Source organism: Sulfitobacter mediterraneus (assembly GCF_003054325.1).
Classification (GTDB): Bacteria; Pseudomonadota; Alphaproteobacteria; order Rhodobacterales; family Rhodobacteraceae; genus Sulfitobacter; species Sulfitobacter mediterraneus.
Genome location: NZ_QBKU01000001.1, coordinates 464,482 through 481,137, shown reverse-complemented (window position 1 = coordinate 481,137; position 16,656 = coordinate 464,482). Strand labels below are relative to the sequence as shown.

The following is a 16,656-nucleotide window of genomic DNA, read 5'->3' as shown; positions in this document are numbered from 1 at the left end:
CATGAATAAGGTTCTGGTGACCGGTGGCGCGGGCTACATCGGATCACATGCCTGTAAGGCGCTCCGGGCGGCTGGCTTTACCCCTGTTACCTTCGACAATCTCATCACGGGCTGGCAAGACGCTGTCAAATTCGGCCCGTTTGAACAAGGTGATCTGCTGGACCGGGCCGCGCTGGATGCGGTTTTTGCGAAACATGAACCCGTTGCCGTGATGCATTTCGCTGCGCTGAGCCAGGTGGGCGAAAGCATGCAACAGCCGGGCCGCTATTGGCACAACAATGTCACCGGATCGATGAACCTGCTTGATGCGGCGGTGCAAGCGGGCTGCAAACAGATTGTTTTTTCCTCAACCTGCGCGACCTACGGTGATCAGGACAACGTTGTGCTGGATGAGAACAGCCCGCAAAACCCGATCAATGCCTATGGCGCCTCCAAACGCGCGATTGAAGATATGTTGCGCGACTACGAGGTAGCGCATGGGCTGCGGCATGTGATTTTCCGTTATTTTAATGTCGCGGGCGCCGATCCGGACGGAGAGGTGGGCGAGTTTCATCAACCCGAGACCCATCTGGTGCCGCTGATGTTGGATGCAATCGCGGGAAAACGCGATGCGCTCACGGTATTTGGCAGCGATTATGATACGCCCGATGGCACCTGCATTCGCGACTATGTGCATGTCTGCGATCTGGTGGATGCGCATGTGCTGGGGCTGAAATGGTTGGCCGATCACAAAGACAGCCGGGTGTTCAACCTTGGCACCGGCAAAGGGTTTTCTGTGCGAGAAGTGATTGATCATAGCCGTGAAGTGACCAACCAAACCGTCCCGATTGTCGAGGGGCCGCGACGGCTGGGGGATTGCACAAAGCTGGTGTCGGGCTCGCACCGGGCCGAGGTTGAACTGGGGTGGAAACCGCAAAGATCGACCCTCAAACATATGATCTCAGATGCATGGAGATGGCACCAAACAGGCCATTACGACGTCTGATATGGCGCAGGCCCGCCTGCTTGATCTGACGCGCAGTATGCGGCGGGCCGGGCGGGTTGCTACGGGCATTGACCGGGTCGAATTGGCCTATCTCAAACGGTTTCTGCAAGAGGATGTGCCGGTCTTTGGGCTGGTCCGATCGCCCTTTGGATATCTGCTGCTGGATCGGACGGGGCTGGCAGAAATTTCTGATAAATTTCATGGAATTATCCCCTGGGGACGCGCTGATATTTGGTCCTCTATCTGGCCGGGCAGGAGCAGAGCCGCGAGGCAAGCGGAAAGCGATCTGCGCCGCGCCGCTGCGGACCGTTCGACGCGGCACCGCTTGCGGGCAATGCTGGCCCGAAAGCTGCCGCGCGACTACACCTATTTCAACATCGGCCACAGCAATATCACCGAACGTGTGCTGCGCGGGATCAAACGCAGCGGGGGTGAGATTCACGCGATGGTGCATGATGTGATCCCGCTCGAATACCCTGCCTATCAGCGGCCGGGAACGGTTGTTCCGTTTCGGATCAAGATGCAGCTTTTGCGCGGCTATGCGGATCGGTTGATCTACAACTCACAAGACACGCAAAAACGATGCGAAGAACAGATGCTGGCATGGGGCGAGTTCCCGGCAAGCATTGTGGCGCATTTGGGGGTTGAACCCGCAACGCCTGACCCATCCGCGCTGCCGCCCAATGCGAAACCAGATTGTCCGTATTTTGTCTGCGTGGGTACTATTGAACCGCGAAAGAACCACGCATTTCTGCTCGACCTTTGGGAGCAAATGGGCGCAGGGGCTCCGCCTCTGCTAATCTGTGGGAGCCGAGGCTGGAACAATGACGCGGTGTTCAAGCGGCTTGACCAAATGCGACCCTTCGGCGTGGTGAGAGAGCTGCCTGACCTATCCGACGCTGCCCTTTCTGCGCTGGTTCAGGGCGCGTCTGGCATGCTTTTCCCGAGCCACGCGGAGGGCTTTGGTTTGCCACCCTTGGAGGCGGCTCAGCTTGGAACGCGTGTTTTATGCAACGATTTACCGGTTCTACATGAGATTTTAAGGGATTGGGCCCATTTCACACCTGTTTCCGAGCCCGATTTATGGGTAACAAATATTAAGAAGTGGGAAAAAATACAGCCAAACGCAAAAATCCGGGATGGCATACCGGGGCCGACATGGGATGATCATTTCAAGACCGTGTTAAGGTTAAACTGATACCGCGTTAAAAGAGCTGTTATTCCCGAAGGTAGAGGGCGGTTTTTGGGTGTATTCCAGTCATATCGGCTGCGTCTGCAACGCAAGCGGTGGCGCATTCGTGCGATCCGCAAGCGCGGAGAGCTAAAGCGCGTCGCGGACCGGACCAGCCAGATCCGGCCGGATGACCTGTTGTTGTTCTGTACACAGCGGAACGAGGGCGTGCGCCTGCCCTATTTTCTCGACTATTACCGCGAGATGGGCGTTGGCCACTTTTTCTTCGTGGACAATGACAGCACGGATGGATCTGCCGAATACCTTGCCGAACAACCCGATGTATCGGTCTGGAGCACCCGCGCCGGATACAAGCGCGCGCGGTTTGGCATGGATTGGCTGAATTACCTGCTGATGAAGTATGCGCATGGCCATTGGGCACTGACGGTCGATCCTGACGAATTTCTGGTCTACCCGTTTTGCGATACGCGCCCGCTGCGGGCGTTGACCGATTGGCTGGATGCATCCTCAATCAAATCATTCTCGGCGATGCTGCTGGATATGTATCCCAAGGGGCGGATTGACGAGCAGCCCTATTATGCCGGTCAGAACCCGATTGAGATCGCCTCGTGGTTTGACAGTGGCAATTATACGATGTCGCGTAATCCGCTGTTCACCAACCTGTGGATTCAAGGCGGTCCAAGGGCACGGATGTTCTTTAAGGACACCCCGGACAAAGCGCCGGCGTTGAATAAGGTGCCATTGGTCAAATGGGACAAACGGTACGCCTATGTCAGTTCGACCCATATGTTGCTGCCGCGGGGTCTTAACCAGGTTTACGATGAATGGGGCGGTGAAAAAGCCTCTGGCGCGCTGCTGCACACGAAGTTTATCGATACCTTCGGTGCGAAGGCCGAAGAGGAATTGGTACGCGGACAGCATTATGCCGGATCGGTGGAATACATCGCCTATGCGCAAGAGCTGAGGGAAAATCCGCAGCTTTGGTGCAAATGGTCAGAGCGGTACATCAACTGGCGGCAGCTAGAGATCCTTGGCCTGATGTCCAAGGGGAACTGGGCATGACCGTCGGGATTGTCATGCTGGTGCATACGGCTCTTGGTCGCGCAGAACAGGTGGCGCGGCATTGGGCTGCTGCCGGGTGTCCGGTGGTGATCCATGTCGACAAAAGCGTTCCGCGAAAGACCTACGAAGGGTTTGTCGATTCCCTGGGCACGTTGCGCGATATCAGTTTTTGTGACCGCTACCGCTGTGAATGGGGGACTTGGGGCATTGTCGCCGCATCGCAAAGCGCCTCGGAACAGATGTTGGCGCGACATCCCGAGGTGCGGCATGTGTATCTGGCTTCGGGATCTTGTTTGCCGCTGCGCCCGGTGGAAGAGCTGATTGATTATCTCGATGATCGTCCGCACACCGATTTTATCGAAAGCGCGACAACCGCAGATGTGCCATGGACAGTTGGCGGACTTGACGCGGAGCGGTTTACGCTGCGCTTTCCCGTCTCATGGAAGCGGAACCGTTATCTCTTTGACAAGATCGTGGATATTCAGCGGCGACTGAAACTGCATCGCGATATGCCCAATGGCATTGTGCCGCACATGGGCTCGCAATGGTGGTGCCTGTCGCGGCGCACCCTGTCGGCCATCTTGCAAGATCCTGAGCGACCTACCTATGACAAGTTTTTCCGTCACGTCTGGATCCCTGACGAATCCTATTTTCAAACCCTCGCCCGCCAATACGCCACCCGGATCGAAAGCCGGTCACTGACCCTGTCGAAGTTCGATTTTCAGGGCAAACCGCATATCTTCTATGAAGATCACCTGCAATTGCTGCGCCGGTCTGATTGCTTTGTGGCCCGCAAAATCTGGCCTCACGCCGACCGGCTTTATGATGCGTTTCTGACCGATGTTGCCGGCGCGATGAAACGAACGGAGCCGAACCCCGGCAAGATCGACCGGATTTTCTCAAAGGCAGTGGAGCGGCGGACAAGAGGCCGGTCAGGGCTCTATATGCAAAGCCGGTTCCCGAACGAGGATTGGGAAAATGGCGTGACCGCCGCGCCCTATTCAATGTTCCAAGGCTTTTCAGAGCTGTTTGAGGACTTTGAGCAATGGCTGGGCAAGGCGACCAACGCCCGCGTGCATGGTCATTTATTCGCCAAGGACCGGGTGCATTACGCCGATGGGCAGACGGCCCTGAACGGCGCATTGTCCGACAGCGCCACCTTGCGCGATTACAACAGCAAGGCGTTCCTGACCAACCTGATATGGAACACACGCGGCGAACGTCAGTGTTTTCAATTTGGCCCTGCGGACAATCAAGAGGTCAATTGGCGGATCGCCAGAGATCCTAACGCGCAAGTGTCAGTGATCACGGGTGCGTGGGCAGTGCCGCTGTTCCGCTCTAACCTCGATTTTGCCGAGATCCGCCGCATTGCCGCGGGTCTGCAAAAGATCGAAAGCGATCACATGGATATTCTGCGATCCCCCTACACCAAGGCGCGTGTGCGGATCTGGACCATGGCAGAATTTATCGAAGCGCCGATGGAGCCACTTCAGGGTATTTTGGATGAGATCGGTCGCACCAACCTGCGACGACTTGCCGAAGCGCCCAAGATGGTCGATCTGGCAGGCTTTGGTCAGTTTCTACAGAACCTCAAGAACCAAGGCATGCACCCCTATTTGATGGGGGATTTTCCGGTGGAACGGAATGTATCTGAGCCAGCCAAAACCCCTCGCAAACCCTATCTGGTACGGTAACCTATGTCGCAGCAGTTCCACAGTTTTGTTGTTTTTGCAGAGATGCGCACGGGGTCGAATTTCCTCGAAACCAACCTGAATGCCTTTGACAGCATCCGCTGCCATGGGGAGGCATTTAATCCGCATTTTCTGGGGTATCCGTCCAATGACCCCATTTTAGGCGTTGATCTGGCGACCCGTGATGCCGATCCGAGGGTCTTGGTAAAGGCCATCGAGAATGACCCATCAGGTATCGGCGGATTCCGGTATTTCCATGATCACGATCCACGGGTGTTTGATCAGATCATTGCGGATAAAGGCTGCGCCAAGATCATCCTGACCCGCAACCCGGTCGAAAGCTACGTGAGTTGGAAGATCGCACAGGCAACGGGTCAATGGAAGCTGACCGATGTCAAAGCGCGCAAATCCGGGCAGGCGGTGTTTGATGCAGGTGAGTTTGAGCGCCATCTTGATGCGCTACAGCAGTTTCAGATCACCTTGCTGAACCGGTTGCAGGTGTCGGGGCAAACCGCGTTTTACGTGGCCTATGAAGACCTGCAAAACGTTGAAGTGATGAATGGCATCGCGCAGTTTCTGGGGGTGGAAGAAACGCTTGAGGGGCTGGACACCAGCCTGAAAAAGCAAAACCCAAGCCCGATCTCGGCCAAGGTGCGCAATTACGAGGATATGCTGGTCAGCCTTGCCGGGATGGACCGGTTTGACCTGACCCGAACCCCAAATTTTGAGCCGCGCCGCGGGCCGAATGTGCCGTCCTATGTCGCGGCGGCGGAGGCATCTTTGCTCTATATGCCGCTGCGCAGTGGGCCGCAGGATCAGGTGATGCGTTGGTTGGCGGCGGTTGATGGTGTCGCGGAGGCTGATCTGCCCACCAAGATGAATCAAAAAGAGCTGCGCCAGTGGAAACGCGGGCATCCGGGCCATCGCAGTTTTACGGTGCTGCGCCATCCGGCGGCCCGTGCCCATGATGCGTTTTGCCGGCATATTCTTGGCACCGGTCCGGGCAGCTACAAACAGCTGCGGACGACGATGATCAAACGTTACAATCTGCCTTTGCCCGAGGATGGGCCGAATGCCAGCTATGATCGATCCGCGCATCGTACGGCTTTTGCGGCGTTCCTGAGCTTTCTCAAGGCCAATCTGGCAGGGCAAACCGCGATCCGTGTTGATCCGTCATGGTGTACGCAGTCACAGGCCCTGGCCGGATTTGCAGAACTCTGCCCGCCCGACCGGATCATCCGCGAGGAAACCCTTGGGCAGGAATTGGCGGAACTGGCCCGTGCGGCGGGGGTTGATCATGTTCCTGCGCTGTCGACGGGCCAAGCAGACCAGCCATATACGCTCGCCGATATTTATGACGACGAGATCGAGGCACTGGCGGCGGATGCCTATCACCGCGACTATGTCATGTTTGGATTTTCGCGCTGGGCGGAGAGGTGATCAGCGATCACGCCGCCTGAACAGAATTTTCTTCGGTCAGGATTGTATAAAGCGTTGCCGCATCGGGGTTTGCCCGCAGTTTGCTGCACACGGAGTTGTCGCGCAATGTGCGGGAAACCAGCGCCAGCGCCTTGAGGTGTTCAACACCGGCATCTTCGGGCGCGAACAGGGCAAAGGCGATATCAACCGGTTGACGATCAACAGAGGAAAAGTCGATCGGTTTGTCCAACAGAACAAAAGCGCCAACCACCTCGTTCAATCCATCAAGACGGGCATGGGGCAGGGCAACACCGTGCCCCACACCTGTTGGTCCAAGAGATTCGCGTGCAATCAATGCCTCGACAACACGGCCCGCGTTCATGCCATAGGCACCGCCGACCAAATCGCCGATGTCTTGCATCAGCCGTTTTTTACTTGAGGCCGAGGTCAGCACTTTGACTGCCTCGGGTTTCAATAGTGTTACAAACTGCATCAATACGCTCTGCTCTGGTGGCGGGACGTTTCTTGCCGATCCTTATGAAGGATCAATCCAGCCGATGTTTCCGTCGTCGCGGCGGTAGACCACGTTGATTCTGTCTTCACCTTCTTTGCGAAACACCAACACCGGGGCTCCTGCCAGTTCCATTTGCATCACCGCTTCACCGACAGACAAGTTTGCGATCTTGGTCTGCATTTCGGCTACGATCATGGGTTGGAGTGTTTCAGGTTCCTGCGCGTCTGAGTCGCTTTCCGAGGCGAGGATATAGGAGGAAGCGCCATAAAGTTCAACAGGCTCTACCCGGTCTTTGTGGTGATCCTTCAGACGCCGCTTGTATCGCCTGAGCTGTTTCTCCATTTTTGCGTTACAGGCGTCGAACGCCCCGTAAATCTCGTTGTGTGACGCCCTGGCAGATGCGGTGAGGCCCGTCGACAGGTGGACCGTTGCTTCGCAGACAAATTCGTGACCGGACTTTGAGAAAATAATCTGTGCATCTGTTGGACGCTCTGCATATTTCTTGACCGCTTCACCCAGTTCTTCTTTGACGTGGGTTTGAAGCGCGTCGCCGATATCGATCTGTTTGCCGCTGATTTGGTACCGCATACTCTCTCCTTATTATGTATGTCATCGGGCATCACAAAACGGACCACGGGCGTGGTCTGTTGAGGGTGCCTAGATGCGGGAAACCGGCCTTGCGCACAGCTTGATCTTGTTCGTGCCTTGGCGATAAGGCCGATGCAAAGTCAAACAGGAACGCAGTGTTGCCATGGGTTGATCATCGCAAATACCTGCGCGGGAAGTCAATCAAAAGCCGCCCTGATTTTGGCGGAAATACTCTTAACGTCTTAAGAAGTTTTTAGGAAATGCGGAAATTATCGCCCAGATAGACGCGGCGCACATTTTCGTTCTGGACCACTTCGTCGGGAGTGCCTGACATCAAAACGCGGCCCTCGTGCAAGATATAGGCACGGTCCACAATCTCCAATGTTTCCCGTACGTTATGATCTGTCACCAGCACGCCGATACCGCGATTTTTGAGATCGGCAACCAGATGCCGAATGTCCCCGACAGAGATCGGATCGACCCCGGCAAACGGTTCGTCCAGCAGCAGATACTTAGGGTCAGCCGCCAAACAGCGGGCAATCTCTACCCGGCGCCGTTCACCACCTGAAAGCGCTAGGGCGGGCGCGCGGCGCAGGTGTTCGATGGAAAATTCCGACAGCAATTCTTCAAGGCGTTCGCGGCGCTGGTGCTTGTGCGGTTGTGAAATATCGAGAATCGCAGAGATGTTGTCTTGCACGGACAGCCCACGAAAGATGCTCATTTCCTGTGGCAGATACCCGATACCGAGCTGAGCGCGGCGGTACATCGGCAAAGTTGTGACGTCGCGTCCATCTACTGTAACGCTGCCGCCCTCGGGCGTAACGAGGCCCGCGACAGAATAAAACGTGGTGGTTTTGCCGGACCCGTTTGGCCCCAGAAGCGCAACAACCTCGCCCCGATCCAGATGCATGGAGAAGTCGCGGATCACGATCTTTTTACGGTAGGATTTGCGCAGATGTTCGATCCGCAAACCACGATTGCCATCCGCCACTGTCAGTTCAGGCCCGCTCATCAGTCGTCGCCGCCCTGCTGGATGATGGTTTTCACCCGGCCGGACATTTGCGCGGTGCCATCGTCAAGACGGATGTTCATCCGGTCCGCACTCAGGGCGTTTGGCCCCTGATCCAACAGCACACTACCGGTCATCACGATGGTGCCATCGTCAATGTTGTAATCGGCACGCTCCGCTTCGGCGGCATCGGGGCCAGAGACCAACGTGACACCGCCCGTTGCCTCAAGTCGGGCGATACCTTTGTTTTCGGCGCGATAGACAACCAGAACACGCGGTGCGGACAGCCGCATTTCACCCTGCCCGATCAAAACATTGCCGGTGAAAATGGCAGTGCCGGTTTCCTGATCCACAGACAGATTGTCAGCCGTCACCTCAACGGGTTGGCCGGTGTCCTGACGGATTGTGCCAAAGGCAACATTGGTGCCCTGAGCCAAAGCCGGCAGTGTTTGAACCGCCAAAAACAGGGAAAGCAGGAAAATTCGCATAAGAAACACTTCGATTACTATTCATCGCCTTTTGGGGTGTATACCAGCTTCACGCCATTTGTGAAAACCAATTGGGCAGGCCCGCCCTCTGCCTCAGAGGTGAGGGTCATGCTACCTGCATTCAAGGTGCCAATCGGGCCGGTCGCATCAACAGGGCCGGGCGATTTGAGATTAAGGCCGGTCATCCGCGCCGAAAGCAGATCACTTTCAATCCGGTACCCCGTGGAGGTTGTGACAATAACATCCCCCTCAAGATCAACGTTATCCTGTGCGAGGTTAAAAAACCCCTCTGCCGCATCGAGAGTAATTTGCGATCCACCCGCGAGATCAATCTCGACGTCCACATTTCGCGCACGGTTCACGCCACGCTCGGTTTTGGATGTGGTCAGTGATTGCGCGGCAAAGGCGATCTTGTCACCGTCCGCCGTGGTGCCGGTATAGAATGGGCCGGTGACTTGCTGCCCCTTCAACCGGTCCTGAATTTCCTTGTCAGCAAAGGGAATCACGGCCTCCGGGTCGATCACCCGCGACAACAGAAACAATGTCGACAAGAGCGCCAGCGCCATCAGCGGAAACACAACCTTGAGCCAGGACACCAGCCGAGTATAGCGGTCCGCCTGCATGGGGCTTATCCCAGCCCGACGCGCAGGCAATCGTGGATGTGCAACAAGCCAACAGGAATGTCGGGCGTGGCCGGGTCCACCACCAACAGGCAAGTGATTTTACGGTCGTTCATCACGCCCACAGCTTTTTCCGCCAGTGCGCTCGGATCAATTGTCACAGGTGAGGCGGTCATCACATCACGCGCGGTCAGGTTCAGTAGGCCGTCCATATGGCGGCTCAAATCGCCGTTGGTGATGATTCCCAACAGCTTGCCGTCTGCGCTTGTCACACCAGTCACGCCAAAGCCTTTGCCGCTGATTTCGATCAGAGCATCCGACATCTTGGCATTTTCGCCGACAAGGGGAATCGCCGCGCCGCTGTGCATCAGATCCGCCACCCGGCTGAGGCGCGCGCCAAGCTTGCCGCCGGGATGGAAGTCGCGGAAATGCTCGGCGGTGAAATCCCGATGCTCCATCAGGGCCACGGCCAGTGCATCGCCCATCGCAAGGGTCATTGTGGTGGATGACGTGGGCACAACGCCGGTGCCGCAAGCCTCGGCTATCTGGGGCAGCAGCAGAAAAACGTCACTTTGACTGCCAAGGCTGCTTTCGGGGCGGCTGGTCAACCCGATCAGCGGGATACCAAAGCGGCGCGAATAGGCGATCAGATTGCCCAGTTCCGGCGCTTCGCCGGAGTTGGAGATTGCCAAAACCACATCTTCGCCAGTGATCATGCCCAGATCACCATGGCTGGCTTCGGCGGGGTGCACGAACTGCGCGGGTGTGCCTGTGCTGGCGAGGGTTGCGGCAATCTTGTTGGCGATATGGCCTGATTTGCCAATGCCCGTGATAATCACACGGCCTTTGGTGGCTTTCATCAGGTCGATGGCATCGCGGAAACGATCATCAAGACTGTCTGCCAGCGTGTTCAGCGCTTCCGCCTCTGCGCGGATTACCCGGCGGGCCGTATCAAGAAAGGGTGTGGTCATGCGTGTGCAAAAATATCCGTTTCGGGCCAACCTTCGAGATCCAGTTGGGCACGCATCGGCAGAAAGTCAAAGCAAGCCTGCGCAATTTCTGTCCTTCCCTCTCGGGCAAGACGTTTGTCGAGCTCATCGCGCAAACGGTGCAGGTACAACACATCAGAGGCCGCATAATCGATCTGCGCTTGGGTAAGCTCCTCGCTGCCCCAGTCACTGGATTGTTGCTGCTTGGAGATGTCGATTTGCAGCAATTCTTGCAGCAGCTTGGCCAAGCCATGCCGGTCTGTGTAGGTGCGGATCAGACGGCTGGCGATCTTGGTGCAATAGACCGGAGCGGTTGTTGCGCCAAAGGCATTCAGCATGGCGGCGATATCAAACCGTCCAAAGTGAAACAGCTTGAGCACATCGGGGTTTTCCAAGAGGGCACAAAGGTTCGGCGCCTCTGTCTGGCCTTTGGCGACCTGTACCAGGTGGGCGTTTCCGTCCCCGCCGGACAGCTGTACAACGCACAACCGGTCGCGGTGTGGGTTCAGGCCCATTGTTTCACAGTCGATAGCGACCACCGAACCCAGATTCAGGTCATCCGGCAAGTCATTTTGATAGAGATAATTTGTCATGCCCCATCCTATACCGTGGTTATAGGGCGGGCGAAAGCGCGGGATTTGTGCCTGCTCAAGCGGCGGCGGCTTGCTGCGCGATGCGGCTGATGTCAGGTCTTGGGAACCGATCCAGCAGCGATGCCACCATCCGGTGGCAGGCATGGCCGGGCCAGTCTTCCGGCAATAGCGCAGGGGGCAGAGGCGCATGACGCAAAACAAGGCGCCGCCAATTGTGCACGACCAAACAGCGCAGGACCGCCACTTCGATCTGCGACAAATCGGACATCTGGTCCAGCTTTGCCTTCAAGTCGGTCAATGTGCGCAGCAATTGCATGTAATCCTCGCGCAGGTCATCCGCCGCTACCTCATTGCGCAGCCAGCCCGGCACATCGTCACCGGGCAGTGCCAAAGCATCTGCTGGCGGCTGCGCGGATTGCGGACCGATATAAGTACGAGTGGTGATCGCGGCAAATCCGCGTGCAATCATATCGGCGCTGGTGTCCGCGTCGCTGGGCGGAAGCAGGATCAATTGCCAATCCTGGGTCTCTGATCCGGGGTGGGCGTAAATGCGCGGACTGGCAATTGCGCTTTCGCGGCGGCCTTTGTCGGTGAGGCTGTGCTGGCGAATGCGCCCCGATTTTTCGGAAGTGACCCAGCCATCCTTGCGCAATCGGTGCAAGGCAACACGCACGGCTTCTGGTTTTATATGCTGCCGCGCCATGATGGCCGACAAGACCGGCCCATCGATCCGATCACCGGCGCCTTGGGCCAGATCGCCAAAAAGGCTGATCATCAAAGACCAAACGCGCTGCCCGCCCAAGGCACGCAGCGCGGCTGTATTCTCCGAAAACGGATCAGTAGGCATTCATCGTCAACAGCTCGTATTCTGCCACTGCCTCGTCGTTTTGATTGGTCAAGGTCACATGCCAGCGCACTTCGCCGTATTCCTCATTGCGGGGGGTCTTATGCTTTACGCTCAACCGTACCTTAATGCTATCCCCCGCTTCAACCGGGGCCATGAACCGCAGATTGTCCAAACCTGTGTTGGCCAGAACCGGGCCGGGGTCAGGTTGCACAAACAGGCCGGCGGCAAAGCTCAGCAGCAGATAGCCGTGGGCAACACGGCCGGGGAAGAACGGATTGGCCTTGGCGGCGGCATCATCCATGTGGGCATAGAATGTGTCGCCGGTGAAATGGGCAAAGGTTTCGATGTCTTCCAACGTCACCACGCGGCTGGCGGAATAGAAGGTCTCGCCCAGATCCAGATCGTTGAAGGTTCGGGTAAACGGATGTGCGCGATCGGTGATCTCGGTTGTGCCCGGCACCCATTGTTTGCCAATCGCGGTCAAGATGTCGGGGCTGCCCTGCACGGCAGTACGTTGCATGTAATGCATCACGCCTCGAATGCCGCCCAATTCCTCACCGCCGCCGGCACGTCCAGGTCCACCATGCACCATATGCGGCAGGGGTGATCCGTGGCCTGTGGCCTCGGCCATCGAGGTGCGGTTGTTGAAATAAAGCCGCCCGTGGAACGCCGCCGCGCCCAGAACCATCTCGCGGGCGACATCGCCATCATTGGTGATCACAGAGGCCACGAGCGAACCTTTGCCCTTGTTCAGCAGGTCGATGGCGTTTTTCAGATCGCGGTAGGGCATGATTGTTGAAACAGGACCAAAGGCCTCGGTGTCATGCACGCGCTCGGCCTCATCAGGCGCAGCGCAATGGAACAACATCGGCGGCACAAAGGCTCCTTTTTCCTTGTCGGCACCCACGACTTCAAAGTTGTCAGGATCGCCAAAGACACGTTCCGCCTCAGCGCCAATCAGCGCGGCTTTCTCAAGCACATCGCGTTTTTGACCCGCCGACACCAATGCGCCCATGCGCGTGGTCTCAAGCCGGGGATCGCCGATCGCGGTTTTGGCAAGGCGTTCGGACAGCGCCGAAATCACTGCATCAATTTGCGCCTCATGGACCATGATCCGCCGGATGGCTGTACATTTTTGACCGGCCTTTGCGGTCATTTCACGCTGGACCTCTTTGACAAAGAGATCAAATTCCGGCGTGCCGGGCACTGCATCGGGGCCAAGAACAGATGCGTTCAGGCTGTCTTGCTCAGAGGCAAAGCGCACCGAACGCTCCATCAACACAGGATTGGTGCGCAGTTTGAGCGCGGTTTGTGCCGAGCCAGTGAAAGCCACGGCATCCTGACAATCAAGATGGTCCAGCATGTCGCCCAGACCGCCACTGACCAATTGCAGCGCCCCTTCCGGCAAAAGGCCAGAGGCCAGCATCATGCGCACGCAGGCTTCCGTCACATAGCAGGTCGCGGTGGCCGGCTTTACGATCGCAGGAACACCCGCCAGCAGGGTTGGAGCCAGCTTTTCCAACATGCCCCAAACGGGAAAGTTGAAGGCGTTGATATGCACGGCAACGCCTTGCAGCGGTGTGCAGATATGACGACCCCAGAATTGACCCTCACGGCCCAATTGTTCTGGCGGACCGTCCAGATAGACCTGCGCATCCGGCATCTCGCGCCGCCCTTTTGAGGCAAACACCAACATCGTGCCGATGCCGCCATCCACGTCAATCTTGTGATCGCTCAGCGTCGCGCCGGTTTCATAGCTCAGATCATACAGCGCCTGACGTTGCTCACGCAGATACAGCGCCACGGCCTTGAGCATGCGGGCACGGTCATGGAACGTCATTTTCCGAAGGGCAGGGCCGCCAACGTCATGGGCGTAGCCAAGCATGGCCTGCACATCCAAGGCGTCGTTGCCCGCTTGCGCGATGACATCGCCGGTGATGGCGGATGCAATATTTCGGGCGCCGGCGCCGGGGGATACCCATTGACCGGCGGCAAAGCTTTCGACGTTGCGCATGTTTATTCCTTAGTGTGTGTCGTAATCGATGACGAGTTTATCCGTGAGCGGATAGGACTGGCAGGACAAGGCCATGCCGCGTTCCACCTCATAATCCTCAAGCGCGTGGTTGGAGAGCATTTCAACATCCCCTTCCACGACTTTGCAGATACAAGTGGAACAGACCCCGGCCTTGCAGGCAAACGGCGCATCCAGATTGTTTTCCAGTGCGGCCTCCAGCACGGATTGGCCCTTTTGCATGGTAAAGCTGCGCTGGGCACCCTCCATGATAAAGGTCACTTCGGTGCCAGTCTGACCTTCGCTGCGCTTGGCCATTTCTTTCTTGGCAAGCTGCCCTTGCTGGCTTTCGCTGAAGAGTTCAAATTTGATCTGATCAGGCTCTAACCCGTGGGTTTTAAGCGCATCCGAGATCGCCAGCATCATCGGCTCAGGGCCGCAGATGAACGCGGTATCGATGGATTTGATGTCGATCCAATGTTTGAACAGTTGGGCGCATTTGTCTTGATCGACACGGCCAGTGAAAAGGTCAATGTCCTGACCGGACTCCAGCATGTGGATCACGGTCAATCGGCCCATGAAATGGTTTTTGAGATCCTCAAGTTCCTCGCGGAACATGATCGTGTTCACGGCGCGATTGGCATAGACCAGCGTGAAGGTGGATTGTGGCTCGCGCATCAGGACGGTCTTGAGGATCGACAGCACCGGCGTGATCCCGGAGCCGCCAGCAAAACCGAGGTAATTTTTGCCGATATCAGGCTCTATTGCAGTGAAAAACTTGCCCTGTGGCGGCATGGCATGCAGGCGGTCGCCGACCTTGAGTTCCGTATTCGCAAAGGTCGAAAAGGCGCCGCCATCGACCCGTTTGATGCCAACTTGCAATTTTCCATCGTCCAGTCCGGCACAAATGGAATAGTTGCGGCGCAGCTCTGTGCCGTTGAAATCCTGCTTGAACGTCAGGTACTGCCCTTGGGTAAAATCAAAGGCATCGGGGTTTTCTGGCTCCAGTGTCAGAACCACCGCATCGCGGATCGTGTGGTGAATATCAGTCACTGTTAAGGGGTGAAACTGGCTCATGATACGCTAGGCCTCATATGCATTTGAAATAATCGAAAGGCTCAAGGCAGCTTTGACAGCGCCATTGTGCCTTACATGGGGTGGAGCCGAACTGGCTGATGCGTTCGACTTTGGCGGATTTGCATCGCGGGCAATGCTGCGGTCCACCGGCAGGCCGGGGTGGGGCAATGCCGTAGTCTTCCAGCTTTGCCTTGCCGCTTTCGGACAGCCAATCGGTTGTCCATGCAGGCGACAATTGCCTTTTTAGAGACAGTTTTTCGATCCCTTTGGCCCGCAGCGCGGTTTCGATATCCAGATTAATGATGCTGGTCGCCGGGCAGCCCGAATAGGTCGGCGTGACCGTTACTTCAAGCGTATCGCCTTGCCACTGCACATCACGGATGATGCCCAGATCGGTCAGGGAGATGACCGGGATCTCTGGATCGGGAACGGCATCAAGCCAGCCCCAAACAGTCTCTAATGTGGGCTTCTCTTCTACCATGTCGCGTCTGGATAGGCCCGTTGAAGCCACTGCATTTCGGTCAGCATGTGACCCAGATGTTCTGTATGCCGCACACCGGTCTTGCCACCTTGATGGGCAAAGTCACTGTCTGGGCGGGTCAGCGTTGCCTCAGCCAGTACGGCGTTTACCGCAGTGTCATATTCTTCGCGCAGGCTTGTTGGTTCAGGGGCAATCCCCTTTGCGGACAAGGCCTGATCCACCGCGTCAGAAACAAACAGTTCGCCCACATAGGGCCAAAGACGATCAAGCGCTTTTTGCATGCGCTGATGGCTTTCTTCCGTGCCGTCACCGAGGCCGATCACCGTGTCGCCGGACCGTTCAACATGATAGGTGACCTCTTTCACGGCTTTCTCGGCGATGGCTGAGATCTGCGCATTGCTGGACCCCTTCAAGGCCTTGAGTTGCAGCAGGTGCCAGGCGTCAAACAGGTACTGTCGCATCATGGTTTGACCAAAATCGCCATTGGGCTGTTCGGCCAGAAGGACATTGCGGAAATCCCAAACATCGCGGCGGAACGCCAGTGTATCGGCATCACGGCCTTTGCCTTCGATTTCGCCAGCGAGACCCAGCCAAAGCTGGGTTTGGCCGATAAGATCAAGCGCAGTATTGGCCAGCGCAATGTCCTCTTCGAGAACCGGCGCGACGCCGCACCATTCTGATACGCGATGGCTGAGAACGAGGGTATTGTCCCCCATCCGGCAGAGATATTCGAACAACGGGTCGGTCACATCGCACCTACTTCTTCTGGAATGTCAAAGAACGTCGGGTGGCGGTACACCTTGGCGTTGGATGGCTCATAAAGCGATCCTTTTTCCTCGGGGGAGGACGCGGCGATGTTGTCTGCCTCGACGGCCCAAATGCTGACGCCCTCATTGCGGCGTGTGTAGACATCGCGGGCGTTCTTGATCGCCATCTCGGCGTCGGGCGCATGCAGGCTGCCAACATGGCGATGGCTCAACCCGTGCTGGCCGCGAATGAAGATTTCCCACAAGGGCCATTCGTTGTGACGCGCGGGACCGTGATCTGCGGCTTCGGTGCCTTTGTAGGGGCTGGTTTCTGGGCTGCTCAT

The 16,656-nt window shown here is 57.0% G+C and carries 18 protein-coding genes; 5 read left to right on the top strand and 13 right to left on the bottom strand.

The features are described from left to right. Window position 1: 1 nt before the first annotated feature. The 5 genes from galE to C8N31_RS02480 are packed head-to-tail and all read left to right on the top strand — an operon-like array spanning window position 2 to window position 6,370. Window positions 2–985 carry a UDP-glucose 4-epimerase GalE gene (gene galE / locus C8N31_RS02500; protein WP_025047370.1) on the top strand — a complete coding sequence of 328 codons (984 nt, stop codon included), beginning with the start codon at window positions 2–4 and terminating at the stop codon, window positions 983–985. Continuing rightward, window positions 945–2,183: a glycosyltransferase gene (locus C8N31_RS02495; protein ID WP_025047369.1), complete on the top strand. Its 1,239-nt coding sequence runs from the start codon at window positions 945–947 to the stop codon at window positions 2,181–2,183. The genes galE and C8N31_RS02495 overlap by 41 nt, the downstream gene beginning before the upstream one ends. A 45-nt stretch (window positions 2,184–2,228) precedes the next feature. Continuing rightward, a complete protein-coding gene (locus C8N31_RS02490; RefSeq protein WP_025047368.1) occupies window positions 2,229–3,239 on the top strand; it encodes a glycosyltransferase family 2 protein in 1,011 nt (336 codons plus the stop codon). Next, entirely contained in the window at window positions 3,236–4,933 is a 1,698-nt protein-coding gene (locus C8N31_RS02485) for a DUF5927 domain-containing protein (protein WP_025047367.1), read from the top strand. The genes C8N31_RS02490 and C8N31_RS02485 overlap by 4 nt, the downstream gene beginning before the upstream one ends. Window positions 4,934–4,936: 3 nt before the next feature. After that, window positions 4,937–6,370, top strand: coding sequence for a sulfotransferase family 2 domain-containing protein (locus tag C8N31_RS02480; protein ID WP_025047366.1), 1,434 nt, complete (start codon window positions 4,937–4,939; stop codon window positions 6,368–6,370). A 7-nt stretch (window positions 6,371–6,377) separates the two neighbouring features. On the opposite strand, the gene C8N31_RS02475 is transcribed toward C8N31_RS02480, so the two are convergent. The 13 genes from C8N31_RS02475 to paaB all read right to left on the bottom strand — a co-directional run bounded on the left by C8N31_RS02475 (window position 6,378) and on the right by paaB (window position 16,656). Then, entirely contained in the window at window positions 6,378–6,842 is a 465-nt protein-coding gene (locus tag C8N31_RS02475) for a PTS sugar transporter subunit IIA (RefSeq protein WP_025047365.1), read from the bottom strand. Between the two features lie 42 nt (window positions 6,843–6,884). After that, window positions 6,885–7,451, bottom strand: coding sequence for a ribosome hibernation-promoting factor, HPF/YfiA family (hpf, locus tag C8N31_RS02470; protein ID WP_025047364.1), 567 nt, complete (start codon window positions 7,449–7,451; stop codon window positions 6,885–6,887). Window positions 7,452–7,704: 253 nt separating this feature from the next. Further along, window positions 7,705–8,463, bottom strand: coding sequence for an LPS export ABC transporter ATP-binding protein (gene lptB, locus C8N31_RS02465; protein ID WP_025047363.1), 759 nt, complete (start codon window positions 8,461–8,463; stop codon window positions 7,705–7,707). Next, window positions 8,463–8,948 carry a lipopolysaccharide transport periplasmic protein LptA gene (gene lptA / locus C8N31_RS02460; protein WP_037917821.1) on the bottom strand — a complete coding sequence of 162 codons (486 nt, stop codon included), beginning with the start codon at window positions 8,946–8,948 and terminating at the stop codon, window positions 8,463–8,465. Before lptA ends, lptB begins: the two co-directional genes overlap by 1 nt. 17 nt (window positions 8,949–8,965) lie before the next feature. Further along, window positions 8,966–9,571, bottom strand: a complete 606-nt coding sequence (lptC, locus tag C8N31_RS02455) for an LPS export ABC transporter periplasmic protein LptC (RefSeq protein ID WP_025047361.1) — start codon at window positions 9,569–9,571, stop codon at window positions 8,966–8,968. 5 nt (window positions 9,572–9,576) lie between these two features. Then, complete coding sequence (locus tag C8N31_RS02450; RefSeq protein ID WP_025047360.1) at window positions 9,577–10,539, bottom strand: KpsF/GutQ family sugar-phosphate isomerase; 963 nt, start codon at window positions 10,537–10,539, stop codon at window positions 9,577–9,579. Then, window positions 10,536–11,150 carry a ribonuclease D gene (locus C8N31_RS02445; RefSeq protein WP_025047359.1) on the bottom strand — a complete coding sequence of 205 codons (615 nt, stop codon included), beginning with the start codon at window positions 11,148–11,150 and terminating at the stop codon, window positions 10,536–10,538. Before C8N31_RS02445 ends, C8N31_RS02450 begins: the two co-directional genes overlap by 4 nt. Window positions 11,151–11,205: 55 nt before the next feature. After that, window positions 11,206–11,997, bottom strand: a complete 792-nt coding sequence (locus C8N31_RS02440; RefSeq protein ID WP_025047358.1) for a PaaX family transcriptional regulator C-terminal domain-containing protein — start codon at window positions 11,995–11,997, stop codon at window positions 11,206–11,208. Further along, a complete protein-coding gene (gene paaZ / locus C8N31_RS02435) occupies window positions 11,987–14,011 on the bottom strand; it encodes a phenylacetic acid degradation bifunctional protein PaaZ (protein WP_037917818.1) in 2,025 nt (674 codons plus the stop codon). Before paaZ ends, C8N31_RS02440 begins: the two co-directional genes overlap by 11 nt. 9 nt (window positions 14,012–14,020) lie before the next feature. Further along, a complete protein-coding gene (locus C8N31_RS02430) occupies window positions 14,021–15,085 on the bottom strand; it encodes a ferredoxin--NADP reductase (RefSeq protein ID WP_025047356.1) in 1,065 nt (354 codons plus the stop codon). Between the two features lie 13 nt (window positions 15,086–15,098). Further along, window positions 15,099–15,566, bottom strand: a complete 468-nt coding sequence (paaD, locus tag C8N31_RS02425) for a 1,2-phenylacetyl-CoA epoxidase subunit PaaD (protein ID WP_025047355.1) — start codon at window positions 15,564–15,566, stop codon at window positions 15,099–15,101. Then, window positions 15,560–16,282, bottom strand: a complete 723-nt coding sequence (paaC, locus tag C8N31_RS02420) for a 1,2-phenylacetyl-CoA epoxidase subunit PaaC (protein WP_025047354.1) — start codon at window positions 16,280–16,282, stop codon at window positions 15,560–15,562. Before paaC ends, paaD begins: the two co-directional genes overlap by 7 nt. Before the next feature lie 29 nt (window positions 16,283–16,311). Further along, window positions 16,312–16,656 (bottom strand): 1,2-phenylacetyl-CoA epoxidase subunit PaaB, encoded by a 345-nt coding sequence (gene paaB, locus C8N31_RS02415; protein ID WP_025047353.1) that lies wholly within the window; start codon window positions 16,654–16,656, stop codon window positions 16,312–16,314.

Bases quoted from the DNA above. Each gene is read 5' to 3' on its own strand.
- galE (WP_025047370.1), top strand. From the start codon at position 2: ATGAATAAGGTTCTGGTGACCGGTGGCGCGGGCTACATCGGATCACAT.
- C8N31_RS02495 (WP_025047369.1), top strand. From the start codon at position 945: ATGCATGGAGATGGCACCAAACAGGCCATTACGACGTCTGATATGGCG.
- C8N31_RS02485 (WP_025047367.1), top strand. From the start codon at position 3,236: ATGACCGTCGGGATTGTCATGCTGGTGCATACGGCTCTTGGTCGCGCA.
- C8N31_RS02480 (WP_025047366.1), top strand. From the start codon at position 4,937: ATGTCGCAGCAGTTCCACAGTTTTGTTGTTTTTGCAGAGATGCGCACG.
- C8N31_RS02475 (WP_025047365.1), bottom strand. From the start codon at position 6,842: ATGCAGTTTGTAACACTATTGAAACCCGAGGCAGTCAAAGTGCTGACC.
- hpf (WP_025047364.1), bottom strand. From the start codon at position 7,451: ATGCGGTACCAAATCAGCGGCAAACAGATCGATATCGGCGACGCGCTT.
- lptB (WP_025047363.1), bottom strand. From the start codon at position 8,463: ATGAGCGGGCCTGAACTGACAGTGGCGGATGGCAATCGTGGTTTGCGG.
- lptA (WP_037917821.1), bottom strand. From the start codon at position 8,948: ATGCGAATTTTCCTGCTTTCCCTGTTTTTGGCGGTTCAAACACTGCCG.
- lptC (WP_025047361.1), bottom strand. From the start codon at position 9,571: ATGCAGGCGGACCGCTATACTCGGCTGGTGTCCTGGCTCAAGGTTGTG.
- C8N31_RS02450 (WP_025047360.1), bottom strand. From the start codon at position 10,539: ATGACCACACCCTTTCTTGATACGGCCCGCCGGGTAATCCGCGCAGAG.
- C8N31_RS02445 (WP_025047359.1), bottom strand. From the start codon at position 11,150: ATGACAAATTATCTCTATCAAAATGACTTGCCGGATGACCTGAATCTG.
- C8N31_RS02440 (WP_025047358.1), bottom strand. From the start codon at position 11,997: ATGCCTACTGATCCGTTTTCGGAGAATACAGCCGCGCTGCGTGCCTTG.
- paaZ (WP_037917818.1), bottom strand. From the start codon at position 14,011: ATGCGCAACGTCGAAAGCTTTGCCGCCGGTCAATGGGTATCCCCCGGC.
- C8N31_RS02430 (WP_025047356.1), bottom strand. From the start codon at position 15,085: ATGAGCCAGTTTCACCCCTTAACAGTGACTGATATTCACCACACGATC.
- paaD (WP_025047355.1), bottom strand. From the start codon at position 15,566: ATGGTAGAAGAGAAGCCCACATTAGAGACTGTTTGGGGCTGGCTTGAT.
- paaC (WP_025047354.1), bottom strand. From the start codon at position 16,282: ATGGGGGACAATACCCTCGTTCTCAGCCATCGCGTATCAGAATGGTGC.
- paaB (WP_025047353.1), bottom strand. From the start codon at position 16,656: ATGAGCAGCCCAGAAACCAGCCCCTACAAAGGCACCGAAGCCGCAGAT.